Annotated in this window: 20 protein-coding genes and 1 pseudogene; 13 read left to right on the top strand and 8 right to left on the bottom strand. The window is 65.3% G+C overall.

Features of this window, described 5'->3' with window-relative positions; all coding sequences use genetic code 11:
- The first annotated feature begins 8 nt into the window (after positions 1-8).
- On the top strand, positions 9-2,510 hold the full coding sequence (ligD, locus tag FJ424_RS27240; RefSeq protein ID WP_140658191.1) for a DNA ligase D: 2,502 nt from the start codon (positions 9-11) through the stop codon (positions 2,508-2,510).
- A 228-nt stretch (positions 2,511-2,738) separates the two neighbouring features.
- Here the strand turns inward: ligD and FJ424_RS27230 are convergent, their stop codons facing one another.
- Entirely contained in the window at positions 2,739-3,413 is a 675-nt protein-coding gene (locus FJ424_RS27230; protein ID WP_140658189.1) for a winged helix-turn-helix domain-containing protein, read from the bottom strand.
- 171 nt (positions 3,414-3,584) lie between these two features.
- Between FJ424_RS27230 and FJ424_RS27225 the strand changes: the two genes are divergently transcribed.
- Both FJ424_RS27225 and FJ424_RS27220 read left to right on the top strand, forming a co-directional pair.
- The gene (locus tag FJ424_RS27225) at positions 3,585-3,953 is read left to right on the top strand and encodes an NIPSNAP family protein (RefSeq protein WP_140658187.1); all 369 of its coding nucleotides are present in this window, start codon (positions 3,585-3,587) and stop codon (positions 3,951-3,953) included.
- Positions 3,950-4,294 carry an antibiotic biosynthesis monooxygenase gene (locus FJ424_RS27220; RefSeq protein WP_140645922.1) on the top strand — a complete coding sequence of 115 codons (345 nt, stop codon included), beginning with the start codon at positions 3,950-3,952 and terminating at the stop codon, positions 4,292-4,294. Before FJ424_RS27225 ends, FJ424_RS27220 begins: the two co-directional genes overlap by 4 nt.
- A gap of 41 nt (positions 4,295-4,335) precedes the next feature.
- On the opposite strand, the gene mbfA is transcribed toward FJ424_RS27220, so the two are convergent.
- Positions 4,336-5,319 (bottom strand): iron exporter MbfA, encoded by a 984-nt coding sequence (mbfA, locus tag FJ424_RS27215; RefSeq protein ID WP_140658185.1) that lies wholly within the window; start codon positions 5,317-5,319, stop codon positions 4,336-4,338.
- A 180-nt stretch (positions 5,320-5,499) separates the two neighbouring features.
- Between mbfA and FJ424_RS27210 the strand changes: the two genes are divergently transcribed.
- Both FJ424_RS27210 and FJ424_RS27200 read left to right on the top strand, forming a co-directional pair.
- Positions 5,500-5,823 carry a hypothetical protein gene (locus tag FJ424_RS27210; RefSeq protein WP_140658183.1) on the top strand — a complete coding sequence of 108 codons (324 nt, stop codon included), beginning with the start codon at positions 5,500-5,502 and terminating at the stop codon, positions 5,821-5,823.
- A gap of 305 nt (positions 5,824-6,128) precedes the next feature.
- Positions 6,129-7,106 (top strand): threonine/serine dehydratase, encoded by a 978-nt coding sequence (locus FJ424_RS27200; protein WP_140658181.1) that lies wholly within the window; start codon positions 6,129-6,131, stop codon positions 7,104-7,106.
- A 15-nt stretch (positions 7,107-7,121) separates the two neighbouring features.
- On the opposite strand, the gene FJ424_RS27195 is transcribed toward FJ424_RS27200, so the two are convergent.
- Complete coding sequence (locus tag FJ424_RS27195; protein ID WP_140658179.1) at positions 7,122-8,009, bottom strand: LysR family transcriptional regulator; 888 nt, start codon at positions 8,007-8,009, stop codon at positions 7,122-7,124.
- Between the two features lie 110 nt (positions 8,010-8,119).
- Between FJ424_RS27195 and FJ424_RS27190 the strand changes: the two genes are divergently transcribed.
- Entirely contained in the window at positions 8,120-8,866 is a 747-nt protein-coding gene (locus tag FJ424_RS27190) for a glucose 1-dehydrogenase (RefSeq protein ID WP_140658177.1), read from the top strand.
- A gap of 200 nt (positions 8,867-9,066) precedes the next feature.
- On the opposite strand, the gene FJ424_RS27185 is transcribed toward FJ424_RS27190, so the two are convergent.
- Positions 9,067-9,897, bottom strand: coding sequence for an AraC family transcriptional regulator (locus FJ424_RS27185; protein WP_140658175.1), 831 nt, complete (start codon positions 9,895-9,897; stop codon positions 9,067-9,069).
- Positions 9,898-9,992: 95 nt separating this feature from the next.
- On the opposite strand from FJ424_RS27185, the gene FJ424_RS27180 reads away from it, so the two are divergent.
- The 5 genes and pseudogenes from FJ424_RS27180 (at position 9,993) to FJ424_RS27160 (ending at position 13,718) form a co-directional block, all read left to right on the top strand.
- Entirely contained in the window at positions 9,993-10,544 is a 552-nt protein-coding gene (locus tag FJ424_RS27180) for a carboxymuconolactone decarboxylase family protein (protein WP_140645915.1), read from the top strand.
- Between the two features lie 94 nt (positions 10,545-10,638).
- The gene (locus FJ424_RS27175) at positions 10,639-10,953 is read left to right on the top strand and encodes a hypothetical protein (RefSeq protein ID WP_140658173.1); all 315 of its coding nucleotides are present in this window, start codon (positions 10,639-10,641) and stop codon (positions 10,951-10,953) included.
- Between the two features lie 69 nt (positions 10,954-11,022).
- Positions 11,023-11,121, top strand: a pseudogene (locus tag FJ424_RS27170) (cyclic nucleotide-binding protein); the annotation flags it as partial.
- Positions 11,122-11,340: 219 nt separating this feature from the next.
- On the top strand, positions 11,341-12,741 hold the full coding sequence (locus FJ424_RS27165; protein WP_140658171.1) for a mercuric reductase: 1,401 nt from the start codon (positions 11,341-11,343) through the stop codon (positions 12,739-12,741).
- Positions 12,742-12,800: 59 nt separating this feature from the next.
- Positions 12,801-13,718 carry an NADP-dependent oxidoreductase gene (locus FJ424_RS27160; protein ID WP_140658169.1) on the top strand — a complete coding sequence of 306 codons (918 nt, stop codon included), beginning with the start codon at positions 12,801-12,803 and terminating at the stop codon, positions 13,716-13,718.
- Positions 13,719-13,846: 128 nt separating this feature from the next.
- Here FJ424_RS27160 and FJ424_RS27155 read toward each other — a convergent pair whose 3' ends face one another.
- From FJ424_RS27155 to FJ424_RS27140, 4 genes are read right to left on the bottom strand one after another with little or no spacing between them, the layout of a single operon-like run.
- A complete protein-coding gene (locus FJ424_RS27155; protein WP_140658167.1) occupies positions 13,847-14,983 on the bottom strand; it encodes an ABC transporter permease in 1,137 nt (378 codons plus the stop codon).
- Positions 14,980-15,900, bottom strand: a complete 921-nt coding sequence (locus FJ424_RS27150) for an ABC transporter ATP-binding protein (RefSeq protein ID WP_140658165.1) — start codon at positions 15,898-15,900, stop codon at positions 14,980-14,982. The genes FJ424_RS27155 and FJ424_RS27150 overlap by 4 nt, the downstream gene beginning before the upstream one ends.
- Positions 15,897-16,850, bottom strand: a complete 954-nt coding sequence (locus FJ424_RS27145; protein WP_140645906.1) for an HlyD family efflux transporter periplasmic adaptor subunit — start codon at positions 16,848-16,850, stop codon at positions 15,897-15,899. The genes FJ424_RS27150 and FJ424_RS27145 overlap by 4 nt, the downstream gene beginning before the upstream one ends.
- A complete protein-coding gene (locus tag FJ424_RS27140; protein ID WP_140658164.1) occupies positions 16,847-17,551 on the bottom strand; it encodes a DUF1956 domain-containing protein in 705 nt (234 codons plus the stop codon). The genes FJ424_RS27145 and FJ424_RS27140 overlap by 4 nt, the downstream gene beginning before the upstream one ends.
- 90 nt (positions 17,552-17,641) lie before the next feature.
- Here FJ424_RS27140 and FJ424_RS27135 point away from each other — a divergent pair, with 90 nt between their 5' ends.
- Positions 17,642-18,115: a CYTH domain-containing protein gene (locus FJ424_RS27135; RefSeq protein WP_140658162.1), complete on the top strand. Its 474-nt coding sequence runs from the start codon at positions 17,642-17,644 to the stop codon at positions 18,113-18,115.
- The gene (locus FJ424_RS27130) at positions 18,112-19,044 is read left to right on the top strand and encodes a CHAD domain-containing protein (protein WP_140645903.1); all 933 of its coding nucleotides are present in this window, start codon (positions 18,112-18,114) and stop codon (positions 19,042-19,044) included. The genes FJ424_RS27135 and FJ424_RS27130 overlap by 4 nt, the downstream gene beginning before the upstream one ends.
- Positions 19,045-19,073: the final 29 nt, after the last annotated feature.

The raw sequence follows: 19,073 nt of genomic DNA, 5'->3' as shown, positions 1-19,073 counted from the left end.
ATGGCGGCATGGCCGGCCTCGAGCAGTATCACGCCAAGCGCGACTTCAGGAAGACCGCCGAGCCGGCCGGCAAGGTCGGCAGGCAAAAGCAAGGCGGCGGCATCTTCGTCGTCCAGAAGCATGCCGCGACGCGGCTCCACTATGATTTCCGGCTGGAGCATGACGGCGTGCTGTGGAGCTGGGCGGTGACGCGCGGCCCGAGCCTCGATCCGCATGAGAAGCGGCTGGCCGTGCATGTCGAGGATCATCCGATCGACTACGCGTCCTTCGAAGGCACCATTCCGAAGGGCCAATATGGCGGCGGCTCGGTCATCGTCTGGGACGAAGGCAAGTGGATGCCGGATGGCGATCCGGCCAAGGGCATGAAGAAGGGCCATATCGACTTCGAGCTCGAGGGCCACAAGCTCAACGGCCGCTGGCATCTGGTCAGGCTGCGGCCCCGCCCGGGCGAGAAGCGCGACAACTGGCTGCTGATCAAATCCGACGATGCCGCCGCCCGGCCCGGCGAGGATGTTCTCGAGGAAGAACCGAAATCGGTGAAGTCGGGCCTGACCATCGAGGAGGTCGGCGAAGGCAAGGCCGCCAGGGGCGAGAAGCCGAAAGTCTGGCAATCCAACAGGCCGGCTGCCGCCAAGACCAAGGCCGGGCCTGGCAAGCGTCTCGACTTCATCGAGCCGCAGCTGGCGACGCTGGAAAGGGATGCGCCCGCCGGCGAGGACTGGCTGCACGAGGTGAAATTCGACGGTTACCGCATGCAGGCGCAGATCGCCGGCAGCGAGGTCAGGCTGCTCACCCGCGCCGGCCTCGACTGGACGGAAAAATTCGACGGTCCTGTCACCGCCGCGCTCGCCAAGCTGAAATGCCGCGACGCCATCATCGACGGCGAGATCGTGGTGTTGGCCGACAGCGGCGTGTCGTCCTTCCCCTTGCTGCAGGCGGATTTGTCGGCCCGACGCGCCGACCGCTTCGTCTACTATGTCTTCGACCTGATGCGGCTCGACGGCAGGGATCTGCGCCGCGAACCCTTGGTCGAACGCAAGCAGGCGCTGGCGGAGCTGCTCGGCGAGCAGCCCGAACATTCGGGGCTGCGCTTCAGCGACCATTTCCACGAGCCCGGCAAGGTCATGCTGCAGCATGTCTGCCGCATGGGCCTGGAAGGCGTGGTGTCGAAACGCGCCGACGCGCCCTACCGCAGCGGACGGGGGCTCTCCTGGATCAAGTCCAAATGCACGCTGCGCCAGGAATTCGTCATCGGCGGCTATCTGCCCTCGGACAAGACCGGACGCGGCCTGCGCTCGCTGCTGGTCGGGTTCAACGAAGGCGGCAAGCTGCACTATGCCGGCCGTGTCGGCACCGGCTTTTCCGGCAAGGTGATGACCGATTTGAAGAAAAAGCTCGATGGCCTCAAGGCGAAGGGCTCGCCGTTCTCGGCCGCCGTGCCCAAGGGCAAGGGCCTCACCTTCGTCAAGCCGGAACTTGTCGGCGAGGTGGAGTTCCGCAGCTGGACATCCGACCGTATAATCCGCCACGCCTCGTTCCAGGGGCTTCGCGAGGACAAGCCGGCGGAGGAAGTCGTGCAGGAAAAGCCGAAAAAGGCCGAAACCGGAGCGAAGCCGGGTACAAAGACCGCGCCGAAAGCCTCGGCCGGAACGGTGAAGACCTCGATAAAGCTCTCGCATCCCGACAAGCTGCTATGGCCGGACGAGAAGGTGTCCAAGCGGGACCTGCTCGATCACTACGCGCTGGTCTGGCCGCGGATGGAGCAATTCGTCGTCAACCGGCCGCTGAGCCTGGTGCGCGCGCCGGACGGCATCGACGGCCAGCGCTTCTTCCAGAAGCACGCCTCGCCCGGCATGAGCGACAAGATCGCCAGGATGAAGGATCCGACTGACGGCGAGGAGATCCTGTTCATCAAGGATTTCGATGGGCTGGCCGCGCTTGTCCAATACGGCGTGGTCGAGGTCCATATCTGGGGCTGCACTCTCGACGCGCTGGAGAAACCGGACCAGATCATCTTCGATCTCGATCCGGACGAAGGCGTAGATGTCGGCAAAGTGCGCGAGGCGGCGCTCGACATCCACAAGCAGCTCGACGAATTGTCGCTGCCCAACCTGGTAAAGACTTCCGGCGGCAAGGGCTATCACGTCCTGGTGCCGCTGAAACCCTCGGCGGAGTGGGACGCGGTCAAGGATTTCGCCCATGATTTCGCCCGTGCGCTGGAGCAGGCCGCGCCGGATCGTTACACGGCGACGCTGTCGAAGAAGGCGCGCACCGGCAAGATCTTCGTCGACTATCTGCGCAACGGCAGGGGCTCGACCACGGTCGCGCCCTATTCCTCGCGTGCCAAGAAGGGCGCGACGATATCGATGCCGGTGACGTGGCCTGAGATCGAAAAGGGCTTGGCGCCGAATGCCTTCCCGCTGGGGGACGAGACGACGCTGAAGCAATTGAAGAAGGCGGATCCGTGGGCGGAGTTCTTCAAGCTGGGGAAGCCACTGAAGCGGGGGTGATCGCGGGCAAGACGCAAAGTAGCCTATGCCGAGATCCTTCGCCCCCCTCTCTGTCCTGCCGGACATCTCCCCCTCAAGGGGGGAGATTGGATGTCGTCTCGGCTTTCGCCAATCTCCAACGTTAAGAGAATGGCGGAGCGCCAGAACTGCCAATCTCCCCCCATGCGGGGGAGATGCCCGGCAGGGCAGAGGGGGGTGCTGTCCCGCCAGCATCGTGAGATTGTCCGCCTAGGAGAGAAACACCCTCTCGAATTCCTGCCTGCCCGTCGGCGAGAACACCACGGCGCGGCTGTCCTTTTCGCGCCGGGCCCATTTCTCGGCGATGATCTTGTCGAGGATGGCGGCGCCCAGCGTGCCGGCGAGATGCGAGCGCCGCACGCTCCAGTCGAGGCAGGCGCGGCACACCGGCCGCCGTGCCTTGGCATGGGTCTCGATGCCGAGCGCGGAAAAATGCGAGACGCCGGATGACGAGAGCCTGATCTCGTTGTCCTCGCGCAGCAAAAGTTTCCTGTCGAAGAGCCGGTCGAGCATCGCCACCGCCTGCTCGCCGGCGAGGTGATCGTAACAAACGCGCGCCACGCGCATGGCCGCGTCGCGCGGGCCGGGCCGCACACGCTTCGGGCCGACCGCCTCGGCGACGCCGCTGATCGCCTCGATCATGCCGGCCACCTGCGCGCTGGCCAGGCCGTAATAGCGGTGGCGCCCCTGGCTGGCCAAGGTCAGCAGCCCGCCTTCCATCAGCTTGGACAGATGCGAGGAAGCGGTGGGCAGCGATACGCCGGCCTCGAGCGCCAGTTCCGACGCCGTCAGCGCCGTGCCGCCCATCAACGCGTTCAGCATGTTGGCCCGGGCCGGATCGCCGACCAGGCTGGCGATGCGGGCGATGTCCGGTCCTTCACGCATGGTTCGATCCTTATCGAAGCATTCCCGTCAGGGAAGCACTATTGTCGGGTCAGCTCAAGCAGCCCGGCAAACTCTCCTGACAGGAAGATGCCTAGCACAATGACGCAAGCGATGTTTCGACCGGGATCGAACCGTCGTCGTCGAAAAACCAACCATACGAGGAGAACCGACATGGCCATCACCTGCTTCATCCGCTACGAGATCGATCCGTTCGGCAAGGCGGCGTTCGAGCAATATGCGCGCGCCTGGGGTCAGGCCATTCCGCGTTGCGGCGCCGACCTGATCGGCTACTACGCCCCGCACGAAGGCTCGGCCACCACGGCCTATGCCGCCTACAACATCGAGAGCCTCGCGGCCTATGAAGCCTATCGCGCGCGGCTTGCCGCCGACCCGGCCGGCAAGGCAAACTACGAATTCGCGCGGCGCGAGAAATTCATCCTCAAGGAGGACCGCGTCTTCCTGAAGCTGGTGTCCGGCCCGCATGGTCCGCGGCAGGTCTTTCGCACCGACGTGACGGTCAGGGAAGGGATGGAGGCATGATCGCAGTCATCTTCGAAGTGGAGCCGGCGGAAGGCAAGCGCGATGCCTATCTCGGCATCGCCGCGGAGCTTAAGCCCCTGCTCGACGGCATAGACGGTTTCATCTCGGTCGAGCGCTTCCAGAGCCTTGCCGATCCCAGGCGGGTGCTGTCGCTGTCCTTCTGGCGCGACGAGGAAGCGGTGAAAGCCTGGCGCAACACCGAGGAGCACCGGCAGGCGCAAAAGGCGGGGCGGGGCGGAATCTTTGCCGGCTACCGTCTGCGCATCGCCCATGTCGTGCGCGACTACGGGATGACCGAAAGGGCGGAAGCGCCAAGGGACAGCCGCGCGGTGAATGGGTGAACCGCGCCTTCCCTTATCCCCTTGCGGGAGAAGGGAAAAACCTAAGCGTTCCCGATCAGCACGCCCGCCCCGAACACCAGAGCGCCGCCCAGCACCACCTGAAAGGCGGCGCGCCAGAACGGGGTCTGCATGTAGCGGTTCTGGACGAAAGCGATCGCCCAGAGCTCGAAGAACACCACCACCGCCGCCACGGCGGTGGCCGTCCAGAAATGCGGGATCAGATAGGGCAGCGCGTGGCCGAGGCCGCCCAGCGAAGTCATCAGGCCGACCGTCAGCCCGCGCTTGATCGGCGAGCCGCGCCCCGACAGCTTGCCGTCGTCGGAGGCGACCTCGGTGAAACCCATCGAAATGCCGGCGCCGATCGAGGCGGCGAGGCCGACCAGAAGCGTCTGCCAGGTGTCGTGCGTGGCGAATGCCGCGGCGAAGATCGGCGCCAGCGTCGACACCGAGCCGTCCATCAGCCCGGCCAGCCCGGGCTGCACATAGGTGAGGATGAACTGGCGCTGCTCGGCGCTCGCCTCCTCGACCTTGACCGTGCCCGGCACATGCTCCTGCTCCAATTCATGCGCCGAGCTCTCATGGCCCTGCTCGGCCACGGCGAGATCGTCGAGCAGCTTTCGCGTCGAGGCGTCGGTGGTGCGCTTGGCCGCCTCTACATAGAAGCGATAGGCCTGCCGCTCCATTTCCTCGGCTTGCCGCCGCACATGCTCGATCCCGAGCGGCTTCACCAGCCAGTCGGGCTTGCGCTCGAAATAGCCTTTCACATGCTCGCGCCGGATCAGCGGGATGCGCTCGCCGAAGCGCTTGCGGTAAAGCTCGATGAGCGAATCGCGATGGCCGTCCTCTTCCTCGGCCATCGCCTCGAACACTTTTGCCGATTGCGGAAAGTCCTGTGCCAGGCCATCGGCATAAGCGCGGTAGATGCGTCCGTCATCCTCCTCGGAAGAGATCGCCAGCGCCAGGATTTCCTGCTCCGACAGCGAATCGAACGAACGGCGGCCGAAGCCGAAAACACGAGAAAGCATGATGGGATCACTCTAGTTTAGAATAATTCTAAACTAGGATCTTGCTTGCCGGACGTCAATTGCGAACGGCACGGGCCGCGACGCGAATGGGTGATCCAGCGGAACCCGGCCCAACTCTTCATTATTGCCGAATGTTCGCCTATATAGCGTGCAACTACCGAAATTGAAGGAATCCCCGGCATGACGAACAAAAAGCCCCCGCACGCATTCGATGCCAAACCGGTTCTCGATCTCATCGCCAGCATCGAGGCCGACCTGCAGCGCCTGAAGGGCCTCGTCGAGGAGCAGCTCGAAAAATTCGACCCCGCCAACCCGCACAACAAGACGCCGGATGGCAAGCTGACCGAGGAAGGCGCCGAGTGCTGCTATCGCATGTTCGACGAAGGCAAGTCGCGCTACACGGTTTCCCAGCAGATGAAGATATCCTTCGCCGCCGCCACCCACCGCTTCAACTCCTGGCGCAAGCTCGGCGGCAGCAAAAGGACAAAGACACTGCTGGGATGAGCGGTCGCCGACAGGGCGAAATGTCGGCGGGACAGCCTCCCTCTGGCTTGCCGGCCATCTGGCGAGGGGAAAGATTAGCTGTTTCGGCGCTCCGCCCATTCTTGCGACCTAGGAGATTGGCGAAAGCCGGCGTGCCGTCTGATCTCCCCCCTTGTGGAGGAGATGTCCGGCAGGCCAGAGGGGGCGCGCGAAGAAACGCCAACTTCCAAAACTGCCAAATCAACCTTGTCTCCGTCACATTTTTTCGTTGGCGCGCCGGGATGATTTCCGTGCACCATGGCGGGACTCATCCTGCGAGGCCCTCCATGACCACCCTCCCCGGCATCTCCGACATCCGCGCCGCCGCGGCGCGGCTTTCCGGCCTGACCGTCGAAACGCCGCTGATCGAGTCGCCCGAGCTCAACAAGCGCTATGGCGGCCGCATCCTGTTCAAGCCCGAGACGCTGCAGCGCACCGGCTCCTTCAAGATCCGCGGCGCCTACAACAAGCTGTCGAGCCTGAGCGAGGAGGAGCGCGGCCGTGGCGTCGTGGCCTTCTCTTCCGGCAACCATGCGCAAGGGGTGGCGGCCTCCGCCGCCATGTTCGGCGTCAAGGCGGTGATCGCCATGCCCGCCGACGCGCCGGCGCTCAAGATTGGCAATGTCCGCAAGATGGGCGCGGAGGTGGTGCCGTTCGACCGCTTCAAGGATGACCGCATGGCCGTTGTCCGCCCCTATATCGAGAAGGGCATGGTGCTGGTACCGCCCTTCGACGATCCGGCCATCATTGCCGGCCAGGGCACGATCGGCCTGGAGCTGATGAAGCAGGCGAAAGCGCTCGGCGCAGCGCTCGACGCCGTCGTCGTGCCTTGCGGCGGCGGCGGCCTGTCGAGCGGTATCTCGGTCGCCGTCAAGGACGCTTCACCGCGAACCGCCGTCTGGGCGGTCGAGCCCGAGCATTTCGACGACACGCGCCGCTCGCTGGCCAAGGGCGAGCGGGTCGCGAACGATCCCGGCCATAGCTCGATCTGCGATGCGCTGCTGACCGCCGAGCCCGGCGCCATCACCTTCGAGATCAACCGCCGGAATCTCGCCGGCGGCATTGCCGTCTCCGAAGACGCGGTCAGACAGGCGATGCGCGACGCCATGGCCCATCTCAAGCTGGTGGTCGAGCCCGGCGGCTGCGTCGCGTTTGCCGCGCTCTCCTCCGGCGAGATCGACCTCGCCGGCAAATGCGTTGCCGTCGTGCTCTCCGGCGGCAATGTCGATCTCGTCACCTATGCCGGGATCATGGCGGCTGCATAAAGCGCCGCGCCGCGATCATCCGCTCGCCAGCGCCTGTTCGAGATAGTCGCTGAAGGCGCGCGCCTTTTGCGAAGGGCGCCGTCCAGCCGGGAACACGACGTAAGCCGCTACAGGGTCGAGACGGTAGTCTGCCAGGAGCTCCACCAGTGCACCGGAGACAAGCTCCTCCGCGCACATCCATGTCGAGGCGATTGCGATGCCGAGGCCCGCGTTCGCGCAAGCGAGGACGCCTACGGTCGAACGGGTCCGCACGCGGGGATTGACGGGTTGGATCTCGGCGATGCCGTCCCGATGCGCGTTCCAGTTCTGCTCGTTCATGTCGCTAGGCCCGCTGATGAGATGGTGCCGGCTGAGCTCGGCGAGGGTCTTCGGAATACCGCGCCGGGCGAGGTAGGTGGGCGAGGCGACGAATAGCCGCCGGGCGGTGGCGAGCTTGCGCGCCACGAAGCTGGAATCCGGCTGTTCGCCAAGGCGAAGCGCCATGTCGGCGCCTTCCGCGATGAGGTTCTCGTAACGGTCGGACATCATGAGATCGATCTTCAGCAAGGGATGGTTGTCGAGGAAGGCAAGCAGCCGCGGCACTATCTGCCGCGCTCCGAAACCTTGCGACAGCGCCACGCGCAGTGTGCCGGACAGCCTGTCGGCGCTACGGGCGGCGTTTTCCGCCTCTTCGACCCCGGCAAGCGCTTCTCGGGCGCGAGACAACAGAGCCTCGCCCGCGTCGGTAAGCGAGAGTTGGCGAGTGGTCCGGGTAAGCAGCTTGACGCCCAGCCGGTCCTCAAGCGCGGCCACTGTCCGCGAGACGGAAGGTTGCGACAGCCCGAACTCCCTGGCCACCTTGGAAAAACTGCCCGTCTCGACGGTGCGGACAAAGATCGCCAGTTGCTGAAATCGGTCATTCATACGAGAGACGTATATATCATATGAACCCGGCGGCGCTACCGGTCGCACGACGCATGATTTACCTCCTCAGCAACACGCCGCGTGGCGGCGATGAGCGAAGGAGAAAGATCATGAACGAGCTGAAGGACAAGGTAGCGATCGTGACCGGCGCGTCAAAGGGCATCGGTGCGGCGATAGCGCGTCGGTTTGCCAAGGCGGGCGCCGCCGTGATGGTCAATTACGCTTCGAGCAAGGAGGATGCGGACCGGGTGGTCGCAGACATCCTGCGCGAAGGTGGCAAGGCCGTGGCGGTCCAGGCGGATGTCAGCAACAGCGCCGACGTGAAGCGACTCTTTGCCGAGACCAAGGCGACGTTCGGGACGCCCAGCATCCTCGTCAACAATGCCGGCGTGTACCGCTTCGGGCCGCTGGAGGACGTGACGGAAGCCGAGTTCCATCGTCAGTTCAACACCAATGTGCTGAGCACGATCCTGACGACACAGGAAGCGGCAAGGGCCTTTGACGGCCATGGCGGCAGCGTCATCAATCTCAGCACCATTTCGAGCACCAATCCGGTGCCGAACTCCGTCGTCTATTCGGCCTCCAAGAGCGCCGTGGACACGATCACCAGGGCGCTCGCCAACGAGTTGGCCACCCGCAGGATCCGCGTCAACGCGATCGCACCGGGCATGACGGAAACCGAAGGCCTCGCAGTCGTGGGCATCGATGACGAAACCGCCAAGAACATCGGAGCGACTTTGCCGATGGGCCGGGTGGGGCAGCCCGACGACATCGCCCGCGTCGCCGTCTTCCTGGCTTCCGACCAGTCAGCCTGGCTGACGGGTGAGCGCATCACTGCCTCCGGCGGCCAGCGTTAGCCGTTCGTCCGGAGTGAACTCGGCATCGATCTTGCAAAGTGTTGCGGCAATGGAATGGGCACGTCCGCCTGCCTCGACATCTTCATTGTTGTTCCGGAATGCAGCGAAGAACGCTCATCGCCGGCACCTCTTGCAGAAGGTCGGCATCCGAAGCCCTCACGACAGCGGACGTGCCCGTCCCGACGAACGATGCCGGCTTGTCAGCTGGAGCGGACATCCGCGGTCCTGAGACCATTCGAACTGCGCGGCGACCGTCCCGTCACCCGGCTGAACACGCGAGAGAAAGCGGCGCCGCTCTGGTAGCCGACCTGCAAGGCCACGCTCTTGACCGACTTACCCCTGGCAAGAAGCTGACGTGCGACCGTCATGCGCCAGACCGTCAGATAGTCGATAGGCGTCTGGCCGATCCGTGTCCGGAAATGCTCGGCGAACCGCGTGCGTGACATGCCGGCGATCCCGGCGAGATCTTCCAGGGTCCACGGCTTCCCGGGCGCATCGTGCATTGCCGTCAGCACCCTGGCAAGGCGCGGATCGCCGAGTCCGGCGAGCACGCCGGTCGCTACCCGGCCGCTGTCGGTGACGTGTCGCACGATCAGGATCAGGAGGTAGTCCAACAGCTGGTCGAGCGCCACCTGGCGGCCACTCAGTTCGGAGAATGCTTCGCCGATCAGCAGATCGCAGACCGGCGCCAGCGCGGGATGCGACGCGAGCGGCAGAACCACGAGTTCGGGCAGGCCCTGTCCGATCGGGTTGCCCTCGGCGCCGCCGAGCTCGACGGTCGCGCAAACGAGATCGGCGCCGCGGTCCGGATCAACCGTGAAACTGTGGACGCGGCCACGAGGAAAAAACAGGAGGGATGGCTCATCAAGCTGGAGGTCGACCTGGCCGGCCCGGGCGAGCGTGAGCACGCCTCCCTTGAGAAGGTGCAAGTGGCCTTCATCGGTGAAGTGCCTCGTCTCGCAAAGGTTACCGGTGAAGAAGGTCCGGGCTCTCGGCGTGACGTGGTCGAACAGGGCAGCGAAGGGATCCATTGGGACGATCGGCAACGTATTTGGCACCAACCATCACCTTTAATCCGACATATAGGGCAGTGCAAGCCCGCATGTTACAGAAAAGGACCCCTCACATGCCCCGTATCGCTCCCATCGAAACTGCCCATGCCGATCCCGGCGTCAAGGCCACGTTGTCGGCCGTCAAGACCAAGATCGGCATGGTGCCGAACCTGTTCTCGACTTTTGCGCGATCGCCCGCGGTGCTCAACGGCTATGTTGCCTTCTCCGATGCGCTCGGCAAAGGCGTGCTGACCGCCAAGCAGCGGGAGATCGTTGCGCTCGCCATTGGGCAGGCGAACGAGTGCGAGTACTGCCTCTCGGCGCACACGCTGATGGGCAAGGGCGCCGGCCTGTCGCCGGAAGGCATCCGCAGGGCCCGCGAGGGCAAGGCGGAAACCGCCATCGACGCCGTCATCGCATCGTTCGCGCGTCGCGTGCTTGAGAAGCGCGGGCAGGTCACGGACGCCGAAGTTGCCGCCGTGCGTTCGGCTGGTCTTGACGACGCCCGCATCATCGAGGTGATCGCGAACGTCGCGATCAACGTGCTGACCAACTACACCAACAACGTGGCGCTGACCGATATCGACTTTCCCAAGGTCGATGTCGCGCTGCGACCCGCCGCCTGATCCCGAAGGGCGTGGCGCTCGATCCTTGGGCGCCGCGCTCCCCGCAATCACACGGTCCACGGCCTGTGCAGGCCCTCCTCAATGGCAGCGTGTCATGAATATTCGTTTCGTCACCAACACCGCTCAGGCCTTGCTCGACTACCTCGTCGCGCTGAGCCTGATTGCCATGCCGTTTCTCGTTGGGCTCCGCCATCCGGAACGCCACGGGATTGCAATCTTCGTCCTGCCCTGTTGGCTGCAGGTTGTCGTCGACCGCCTCGTCAGCGGCGTATTCATCGTTGTTCCGTTCGTGCTCGGCTTCCAGGGTCTCGAAGTCTGGTACTACTGGGCGAAAGTGAGATCCGGTCCGCGCTTGAGCCAGCCTGGGGATTGTGCCGGCCGAGGATCAACGAATGGCGGCGCAGCTTGAATCGGTGGCGGCCGACGTCCCGCCCGCAATCGGTTGCTTCGGCCTGAGACAAAACAGCGGTGTATGGAGATGCGTCTCAAGGATGAAGTCGGTGTCCTGCGACAGGTGCCGCTGTTTGCCTGCATCGCACCGGCCAGGCTCAAATTGCTCGCCTTCACTTCGGATCGGCCACGTGGTGCAGTGGTTGCACACTCAAGATAAGGACCTCTCACATGACCCGTATCGCCCTCGTCCACACATCCCATGCCGACGCCGCCTCAAGCGGGCAGCACTAGCCGCTCGCCCAGGAGCGAGTTCGGCATCGAAGTGTTGCGGCAAGCAGGCGGCCAGATCCGTCGGCCCCGATATGTCTAGTGTCAATTTCCATAACTATAGCGGAGAACCCTCATGCCCCAACCAGAACATTTTGATTTTCTGATCCTCGGCAGCGGCCAGGGCGGCAAGGCGCTTGCCTGGCATCTGGGCCGATCCGGCCAGCGCGTCGCGGTCGTCGAGCGCCGCTGGGTCGGCGGCTCCTGTCCTGCGGTGGCCTGCATGCCCAGCAAGAATGAGGTGTGGAGCGCGCGGGTCGCCTACCTGTCCCGCAACGCCGGCCAGTTCGGCACGTCGACCGATCCCGTCTCGACCGACATGGCGAAGGTTCGCCGGCGCAAGCAGGAGATGGTCGATCGCGAGATCGCCTTCCACCTCGATGCCTATAAGACCAGCGGCGCGGAGCTGATCATGGGCAGCGGCCGCTTCGTTGGACAAAAGACGATCGAAGTTGCGCTGAACGACGGCGGCACGCGGGTGCTCACCGGCGACAAGGTCGTCATCAATGTCGGCACGCATGCGGCGATTCCCGGTATTCCCGGTCTCGAGCAAGCCCAGCCGCTCACCCATATCAGCGCCCTCGAGCTCGACATCCTGCCGCCGCATCTCATCGTGCTCGGCGGCGGCTATGTCGGCCTCGAATTGGCGCAGGCCTATCGCCGCTTCGGCAGCCGGGTGACGGTGATCGAAGCCGGGCCTCAGCTTATCGGCCGGGAGGACCGCGACGTCGCCGACGAGATGCGGAAACTTCTCGAGGACGAAGGCATCGAGTTCTTTGTCGGCACCGAGCCGCTTGGCGTGCATGGTCGCTCCGGCGAACAGGTCAGCGTGACCATACGCACGGCTTCGGGCAAGCGGACGATCGAGGGCAGCCATCTGCTCGCTGCCGTCGGGCGCGTGCCGAACACCGCCGGCATTGGCCTCGAAGAGGCCGGCGTGGCGCTGGACAGCCGTGGCTTCATCCGGGTCAACGAGCGGCTGGAGACCGTCACGCCCGATGTCTGGGCGCTCGGCGAATGCGCCGGCAGTCCGCAATTCACGCATGTCTCGGTCGACGATTTCCGCATCATCCGGGACAATCTGGCCGGCGGCCATCGCACGACACGCGACCGGCTGGTGCCCTACACCATGTTCACCGATCCGCCGCTCGCCCGCGTCGGCTTGAGCGAGGGCGAAGCGCAGCGCCAGGGCGTCATCGTGCGCGTCGCCAAGCTGCCGATGAGCGCCGTGCTGCGCACCGAAGCGACGGACGAAAAGCAGGGTTTTATGAAGGTGATCGTGGCCGGCGATGACGACAATATCCTCGGCTTCACGATGATCGGCTCCGAGGCAGGCGAGGTGCTGGCGGCGGTGCAGACGGCGATGCTGGCGAACCTGCCTTATCCGAAGCTGCGCGACGCCGTCATCACGCATTTGACGATCGCGGAGGGACTTGGGCCCCTGCTGGCGAACCTGCCGCCGAGATCCGGACAATAGGTTGGAAGCTTCATCCCGGGGAGCCACCGGAGAGACAAATAACCGAGGAGGAAATTATCATGAAGGCAATCGTGGTGACGGACCAGGCCGCGGGAACGGCCGGGATGACGCTGGTGGAGCGGCCCGAGCCGCAGGCAGCGATAAACGACGTCGTGGTTCAGGTTCATGCTTCGGGATTCGTCCCGACCGAGCTGGCGTGGCCCTCGACCTGGACCGATCGCCGCGACCGTGACCGAACACCGTCGATCCCCGGGCACGAGCTGGCCGGCGTGGTCACCGCCCTCGGCTATGGCACGACGGGGCTGTCGGTGGGACAGCGGGTGTTCGGCCTCGCCGACTGGTATCGCGACGGCACCCTGGCGCAGTATATCGCCATCGAGGCGCGCAACCTCGCGCCGCTGCCGGGCGACGTCGACTTCACGGTGGGCGCGAGCCTGCCGATCTCGGGCCTGACCGCGTGGCAGGGACTGTTCGAGCACGGCCGCCTTCGGGCCGGGCAGAGCGTTCTTGCGCATGGCGCGGCCGGCGCCGTCGGGTCGATGGTGACGCAACTCGCGCGAGAGGCCGGCGCCTACGTCATCGGCACCGGACGCGCCGCCGACCGCCAGACGGTGCTCGACTTCGGCGCGAAGGAGTTCATCGACCTCGACAACGACGCCCTGGAAGACGCCGGCGAAGTCGATCTGGTGTTCGACGTCATCGGCGGCGACATCGGCAAGCGGTCCGCAGGCATGATTCGGGCCGGAGGAACGCTGGTGTCCGTCGTCGGGCCGGTCGAGGCGCGGCCCGCCGACGGCCTTGCGGTCGACTTCGTTGTCGAGTCCGATCGTGCCCAGTTGAGCGAGATCGTCCAGCGGGTGCGGGACGGACGTCTGCGGACGAACATCGGCAACGTCTCGACCCTCGACGATGCCGTCGCCGCCTTCAACCCGACCGAGCGACGCAAGGGCAAGACGATCATCCGCGTTCGTCCGTGAGGACTTGCGGACTGCGAACGATTTCTGCCTCCTCGTGGATAGAACATGCCGTTCATCGATGTCCGGTTCTGACCACAACAAAGGACCGTCTCGACCCACTCCCGCTCGCCCCGCGTTGTCCTCCGCCCCTAATCCAGCGTCCGCCTGAACCGCACCAGGGCCACGCCGGCAAACAGCGCCACGAACACCACCAGCCAGCCGATCTCGGTCGCCACCGCCGGCAGTTGGGCGCCCTTCAGCATGACCGCGCGGGTGATGCGCAGAAAATGCGTCAGCGGGAAGATCTCGCCAAAAGTCTGCGCCCAGCCCGGCATGCCGCGATAGGGGAACATGAAGCCCGACAGCATGATCGAGGGCAGGAAGAAGAAGAAGGTGAGCTGCAGCGCCTGCATCTGCGTGCGGGCGATGGTGGAGATCGAATAGCCGAGCAGCACCAGCGACAGCACGAACACCAGCACCGCTGACAACAACAGAGAAAGCGAGCCGGTGAAGGGGATGGCAAACAGAAGCTTCGCCGCGGCCAGCACCACCACCACTTGCACCGCGCCCACCACCAGATAGGGCAGCACCTTGCCGAGCATGATCTCCAGCGGGCTCGACGGCATGGCCAGAAGGTTTTCCATCGTGCCGCGCTCGGTCTCGCGCGTCAGCGCGATCGAGGTCATCATCACCATCGTCATCTGCAGGATGACGCCGAGCAGGCCGGGCACGATGTTGTATTGCGAGATGCCCTCGGGATTGTAGCGCCGGTGCACGACGACATCGAGCTGGCCGCGCGCCGCCTCCTTGGCCGTCTCCTGCGTGCCCTGCGCCCTGAGCAGCCCCTGGCCGGCCACGGTGCTCAGCGTCGAGATCGCGCCGCTGGCCACCGCCGGATCGGTGGCGTCGGCCTCGATCAGGATCTGCGGATTGTCGCCGCGCTCCACCCGTCGGGCGAAATCGGCGGGAATGGTGACGACGAAGGAGACATCGCCGCGCGACATCAGGAATTCGGCCTCGTCCGCGCTTTGCGCGACATGGTCGAAGCGGTAGTAGTCCGTCGTCTGCAGCGCCGAGACCATGGCGCGCGTATAGGGATCGCTGCTGGTCGCCACAAGAGCTGCCGGCAGGCTCTTCGGGTCGTTGTTGATCGCATAGCCGAACAGCACCAGCTGGATCAGCGGCACGCCCAGCATCATGGCGAAGGTGATGCGGTCGCGCCGCATCTGGATGAATTCCTTGATCAGCAGCGCGCCGAGCCTGGCGAAGGAGAAGACCGCGTTCATGCCATGTTGTCCTTCGAGCCGGCCATGAACTGGATGAACACATCCTCGAGGCTTGTCTCGCCGGGCTTCACCGTGACGCCCTTATGCTCCTTCTCGACATCGGCGAGCGCCTTTTCCAGCGCCGCCTTGTCGGAACCGACGACATGCAGCGTCGCGCCGAACGGCGCCACCTGGTCGACGCCGGGACGGCCCTGCAGCGCCTCGGCCACCTGGTCGAGCCGCGGCCCCTGCAGCACGAAGGTGGTCAGCCCGGCATTCTTCACCACCTCGTCCACCGTGCCGGTGGCGAGCATCTTGCCGTAGGAGATGTAGCTGATGCGGTGGCAGCGCTCGGCCTCGTCCATATAGTGGGTGGAAACGAGCACGGTCAGCCCGCCGCCGGCCAGCCGATGGATCTCGTCCCAGAACTCGCGCCGCGCCTTCGGGTCGACGCCCGCCGTCGGCTCGTCGAGCAGGAGCAGCTTCGGCTTGTGCATGATGCAGGCGGCCAAGGCCAGCCGTTGCTTCCAACCGCCGGAAAGCGTGCCGGCCAGCTGGTCGCGACGGCTCGCCAGGCCGAGCTCCTGAAGCGTGCGCGCGACATATTCCTCCACCGGCCTCAGCCGGTAGAGCCGCGCAACGAATTCGAGGTTCTCGCCGATCGTCAAATCCTCGTAGAACGAGAACTTCTGCGTCATGTAGCCGACTTCGCGCTTGATCTTGAGCGCGTCGGTGCGGATGTCGAAGCCCAGCACCGTGCCGTCGCCTTCGTCCGGCGTGAGCAGCCCGCACATGATGCGGATGGTCGTCGTCTTGCCCGAGCCGTTCGGCCCCAGGAAGCCGACGATCTCGCCCTCGGCCACCGTCATCGTCACATGGTCGACGACGGTCTTGTCGCCGAAGCGCTTGACCAGGCCGCGAACGTCGATTGCGTTCATTGCCCGAGATCCGCGAGATCGACATCGACGATCTGGCCGGGCTGCAAGGGCCCGGCATTGCCGTCCGGCCGCGCTTCGACCAGATAGACCAGCTTCTGCCGGTTCTCGAGCGAATAGATCACCGGCGGCGTGAACTCCGGATCGGGCGAGACATAGCTGACACGTGCCTTCAGCCCCGTCCCGCAGCCGTCGCAATGGACGTTGAGCTCGGTGCCGACCTTGACCGACGAAAAAGCGCTTTCCGGCACATAGACGCTGAGCTTCACGGCACCGTCCGGCAGCACCGAGATCACCGGAGCGGTCGGCCCTGCGGTGTCGCCGGGATTGCGGATGACGTCGTTGACGTGCCCGGGCGAGGGTGCCGTCAGCACCCGCTTCGACAGCCGCCACTCGGCCTGCTCCAGGGTCGACTGCGCCTGCTTGACCTGGTTGTCGGCGGCCTTGATGGTCTCGGCCCGCGCCGGCAGGTTGCCGACGGCGAGATTGGCTTCCGCCTGGCCGACCTGGGCCGTGGCGGTCTCCAGCGAAGCCGAGGCGGTGTCGTAGTCGGCCTGGGTGCCGGTGCCGCGCTTGTAGAGGTCGCTCGCCCGGTCGTATTTGCGCTTGGCGTCGGCGGCCTGGGCTTTTGCCATGTCGACCTCGGCCTTGAGCACCGCGATTTCCTCGGGGCGCTTGCCGACCTGCAGGTCGGCAAGCTGGGCCTGCGCCTGCGCCAACGCCGCCTGCGCTTGCGCGACCTCGATCTTGGCGTCGGCGTCCTCGAGCGTCGCCACCGGCGTGCCGCTCTCGACGCGGTCGCCGCGCCTGACCGTCACCGTCGCCACCTGGGCCACTTCGATCGGCGCCATCAGCACATATTCGCCTTCGACATAGCCGACGGCCAGGGGCGCCGCCGGCGCGCAGGCGCCGAACAATTGGGCCGCGAGCGGCAGCGAACAGAGAAAGCTCATGATTTGCCCTTCTTGCCGGCGCGCGCATCGCGTGCCGCCAGCATCGCCCTGAGGTTGTCGGTTGCGACCGCCACCACCTTGGCGGCCTCTTCATTGCCGATCCCGCGCCAGCCCATCCGGCGCATCACCGCCTCGCGGCCGATGCGGAAATAGATGACCTGGCCGATCATGGTGAAGACGGTGAGCTTGGTCGTCTCGCTCTCGGCCGGTTCGCCGGTCGCCTGCTCCCAGATCTGGCACAGCCGCCGGTGCGTCGGCTCGAACACGCCGGCATAGATGCGGTCGAGCGCGGCGGTCGGATGCGAGAGCTCGCGAAGTACGAATTGTACGATCTCGCCGGCCTGCGGACTGGCCACGACGAAGCCCACCATCCGCTCGAGCGCTGCGAAAAGCTGGGCACGGGCGGCTTCCGGTTCCGGCGGCGCGGCGGCCTGATCGCCGCCCAGCGCCTGGCCGGCGATCCCCTGGATGGTGTCGACGATAAAATCGGCGGCGGCGGCGCGCAGGCCTTCCTTGCCGCCGAAATGATAGGCGATCGAGCCGATATTGGCCTTGGCCTCGGCCGCGATCTCGCGCGTCGAGGTGCCGTCGAAACCTTGCCGCCCGAACAGCTTGAGCGCCGCGTGCACCAGCGCAGTGCGCGTCTGCTCGGCGGTGGTGGCCTCGCGCGGCTGCCTTTTTATGCTTGGCTGCTTGTTCATATTCAGACTTTAATCATTCGATTGATTAAAGTCAAGTTTGACTCCGACTCGGCTTGCCTTCTCGACCCTCACAGGCTTTAGTGCCCGGCCATGGGCAAGGAAGTCGAGCGCAAATTCCTGGTCTCCGGTCCGGCTTGGCGCGACAGGGTCGAGGCGGAAATCCGCATTCGCCAGTTCTATGTCGCCGCCCAGCCCGGCCGCACGGTGCGCGTGCGCATCTCAGACGGGCGCTCCGCCAGGCTGACGCTGAAGTTCGGCGACAGGGCGCGCGAGCGCGACGAGTTCGAATATTCGATCCCGCTTGCCGAGGCCGAGGAACTGATGGCGTTTGCGCTGGGGCGTGTCATCGAGAAGACACGCCACCATGTTAGACACTGCGGCTATCTCTATGAAGTCGATGTTTTCGGCGGAAAGCTCGCGGGGTTGGTGATCGCGGAGCTGGAGACGCCGGAGGACGTATCTGACGAAATGCTGCCCGACTGGCTCGGTCGCGAGGTCACCGGCGAGTCGAGATTCTACAACGCGTCGCTGGCCCTCGGGGGGATTCCGGAGATCGCCGCATGAGCTTCCGCATCGATCCGCGCTTGCCGCTGACCGGCGAGGTCAGGCGCATATTGGCCGACGAGATCGGCAAGGCAATCGCCCATCTCGAGATGGCGCGCGAGAAGCCGGAGCAGGGTCTGCACAAATGCCGCAAGCGGCTGAAGAGCGTGCGCGCCTTGCTGCGCCTGGTTCGTTCCGGGGACGAACCGTTCTGCCAGACCGAGAACGAATGCTATAAGCAGGTATCGGCGCTGCTGGCCGGGCCGCGCGAGGCAACCGCCTTGATCGAAACCGTCGATCGCCTGGCCGATGCCTTTCCGGAACAATCCGCCGGCGGCGGTCTCGATCCCGTGCGCGAGCGGCTGGTGCTGCGCCAGCATGAGCTCCATGCCGGTCCCGGCCTCGACGCCGCCATCAATGCGGCGATAGCCGCTTGCCGGGAGGGCCTGGAGCGCATCGACAGGCTGGCCCTGCCCGACCAGCCGGAACAGGCCGCCGACATCCTCGCCGACGGCGCCCGCGCCACCTTGCGGCGGGCGAAGAAGGCGCTGGACAAGGCGGAGTCGCGCGGCGAGGACGAGGACTTTCACGACCTGCGCAAGGCGGTCAAGACGCATTCCATGCATCTGTCGCTGCTCGGCCGCCTGTGGCCGACGCCGATCAAGGCGCGCCGCAAGGCGGTCGACAGGTTCGGCGAGCAACTCGGCGAATTGCACGACGTCTTCGTCATGCGCGCCCTGCTCGCCGCCGAAGGCGAGCCGCTCGGCTCCGCCGACGACACGAAGCTGCTGCGCAAGCTGCTGAAGCGCTCCGAAAAGAGCCTGACCAAGGCCTGCCTCGCCGATGCCGCCGACCTGTTCGGCGACAGCCCGAAACGCTCGGCCAAAAAACTCGCCCGCAAGGCGCGCGACGATCTCGCCGGACCCCAGGAAGAAGCGAAAGCGGCGTGACGCCCTTTCCTTCTCCCACAAGGGGTCCC

It is taken from the genome of Mesorhizobium sp. B3-1-8 (assembly GCF_006439495.1).
In the GTDB taxonomy this organism is placed as follows: domain Bacteria; phylum Pseudomonadota; class Alphaproteobacteria; order Rhizobiales; family Rhizobiaceae; genus Mesorhizobium.
The sequence above is the reverse complement of the archived record's forward strand: the minus strand, read 5'-3'. Positions and strand labels throughout refer to the sequence as shown.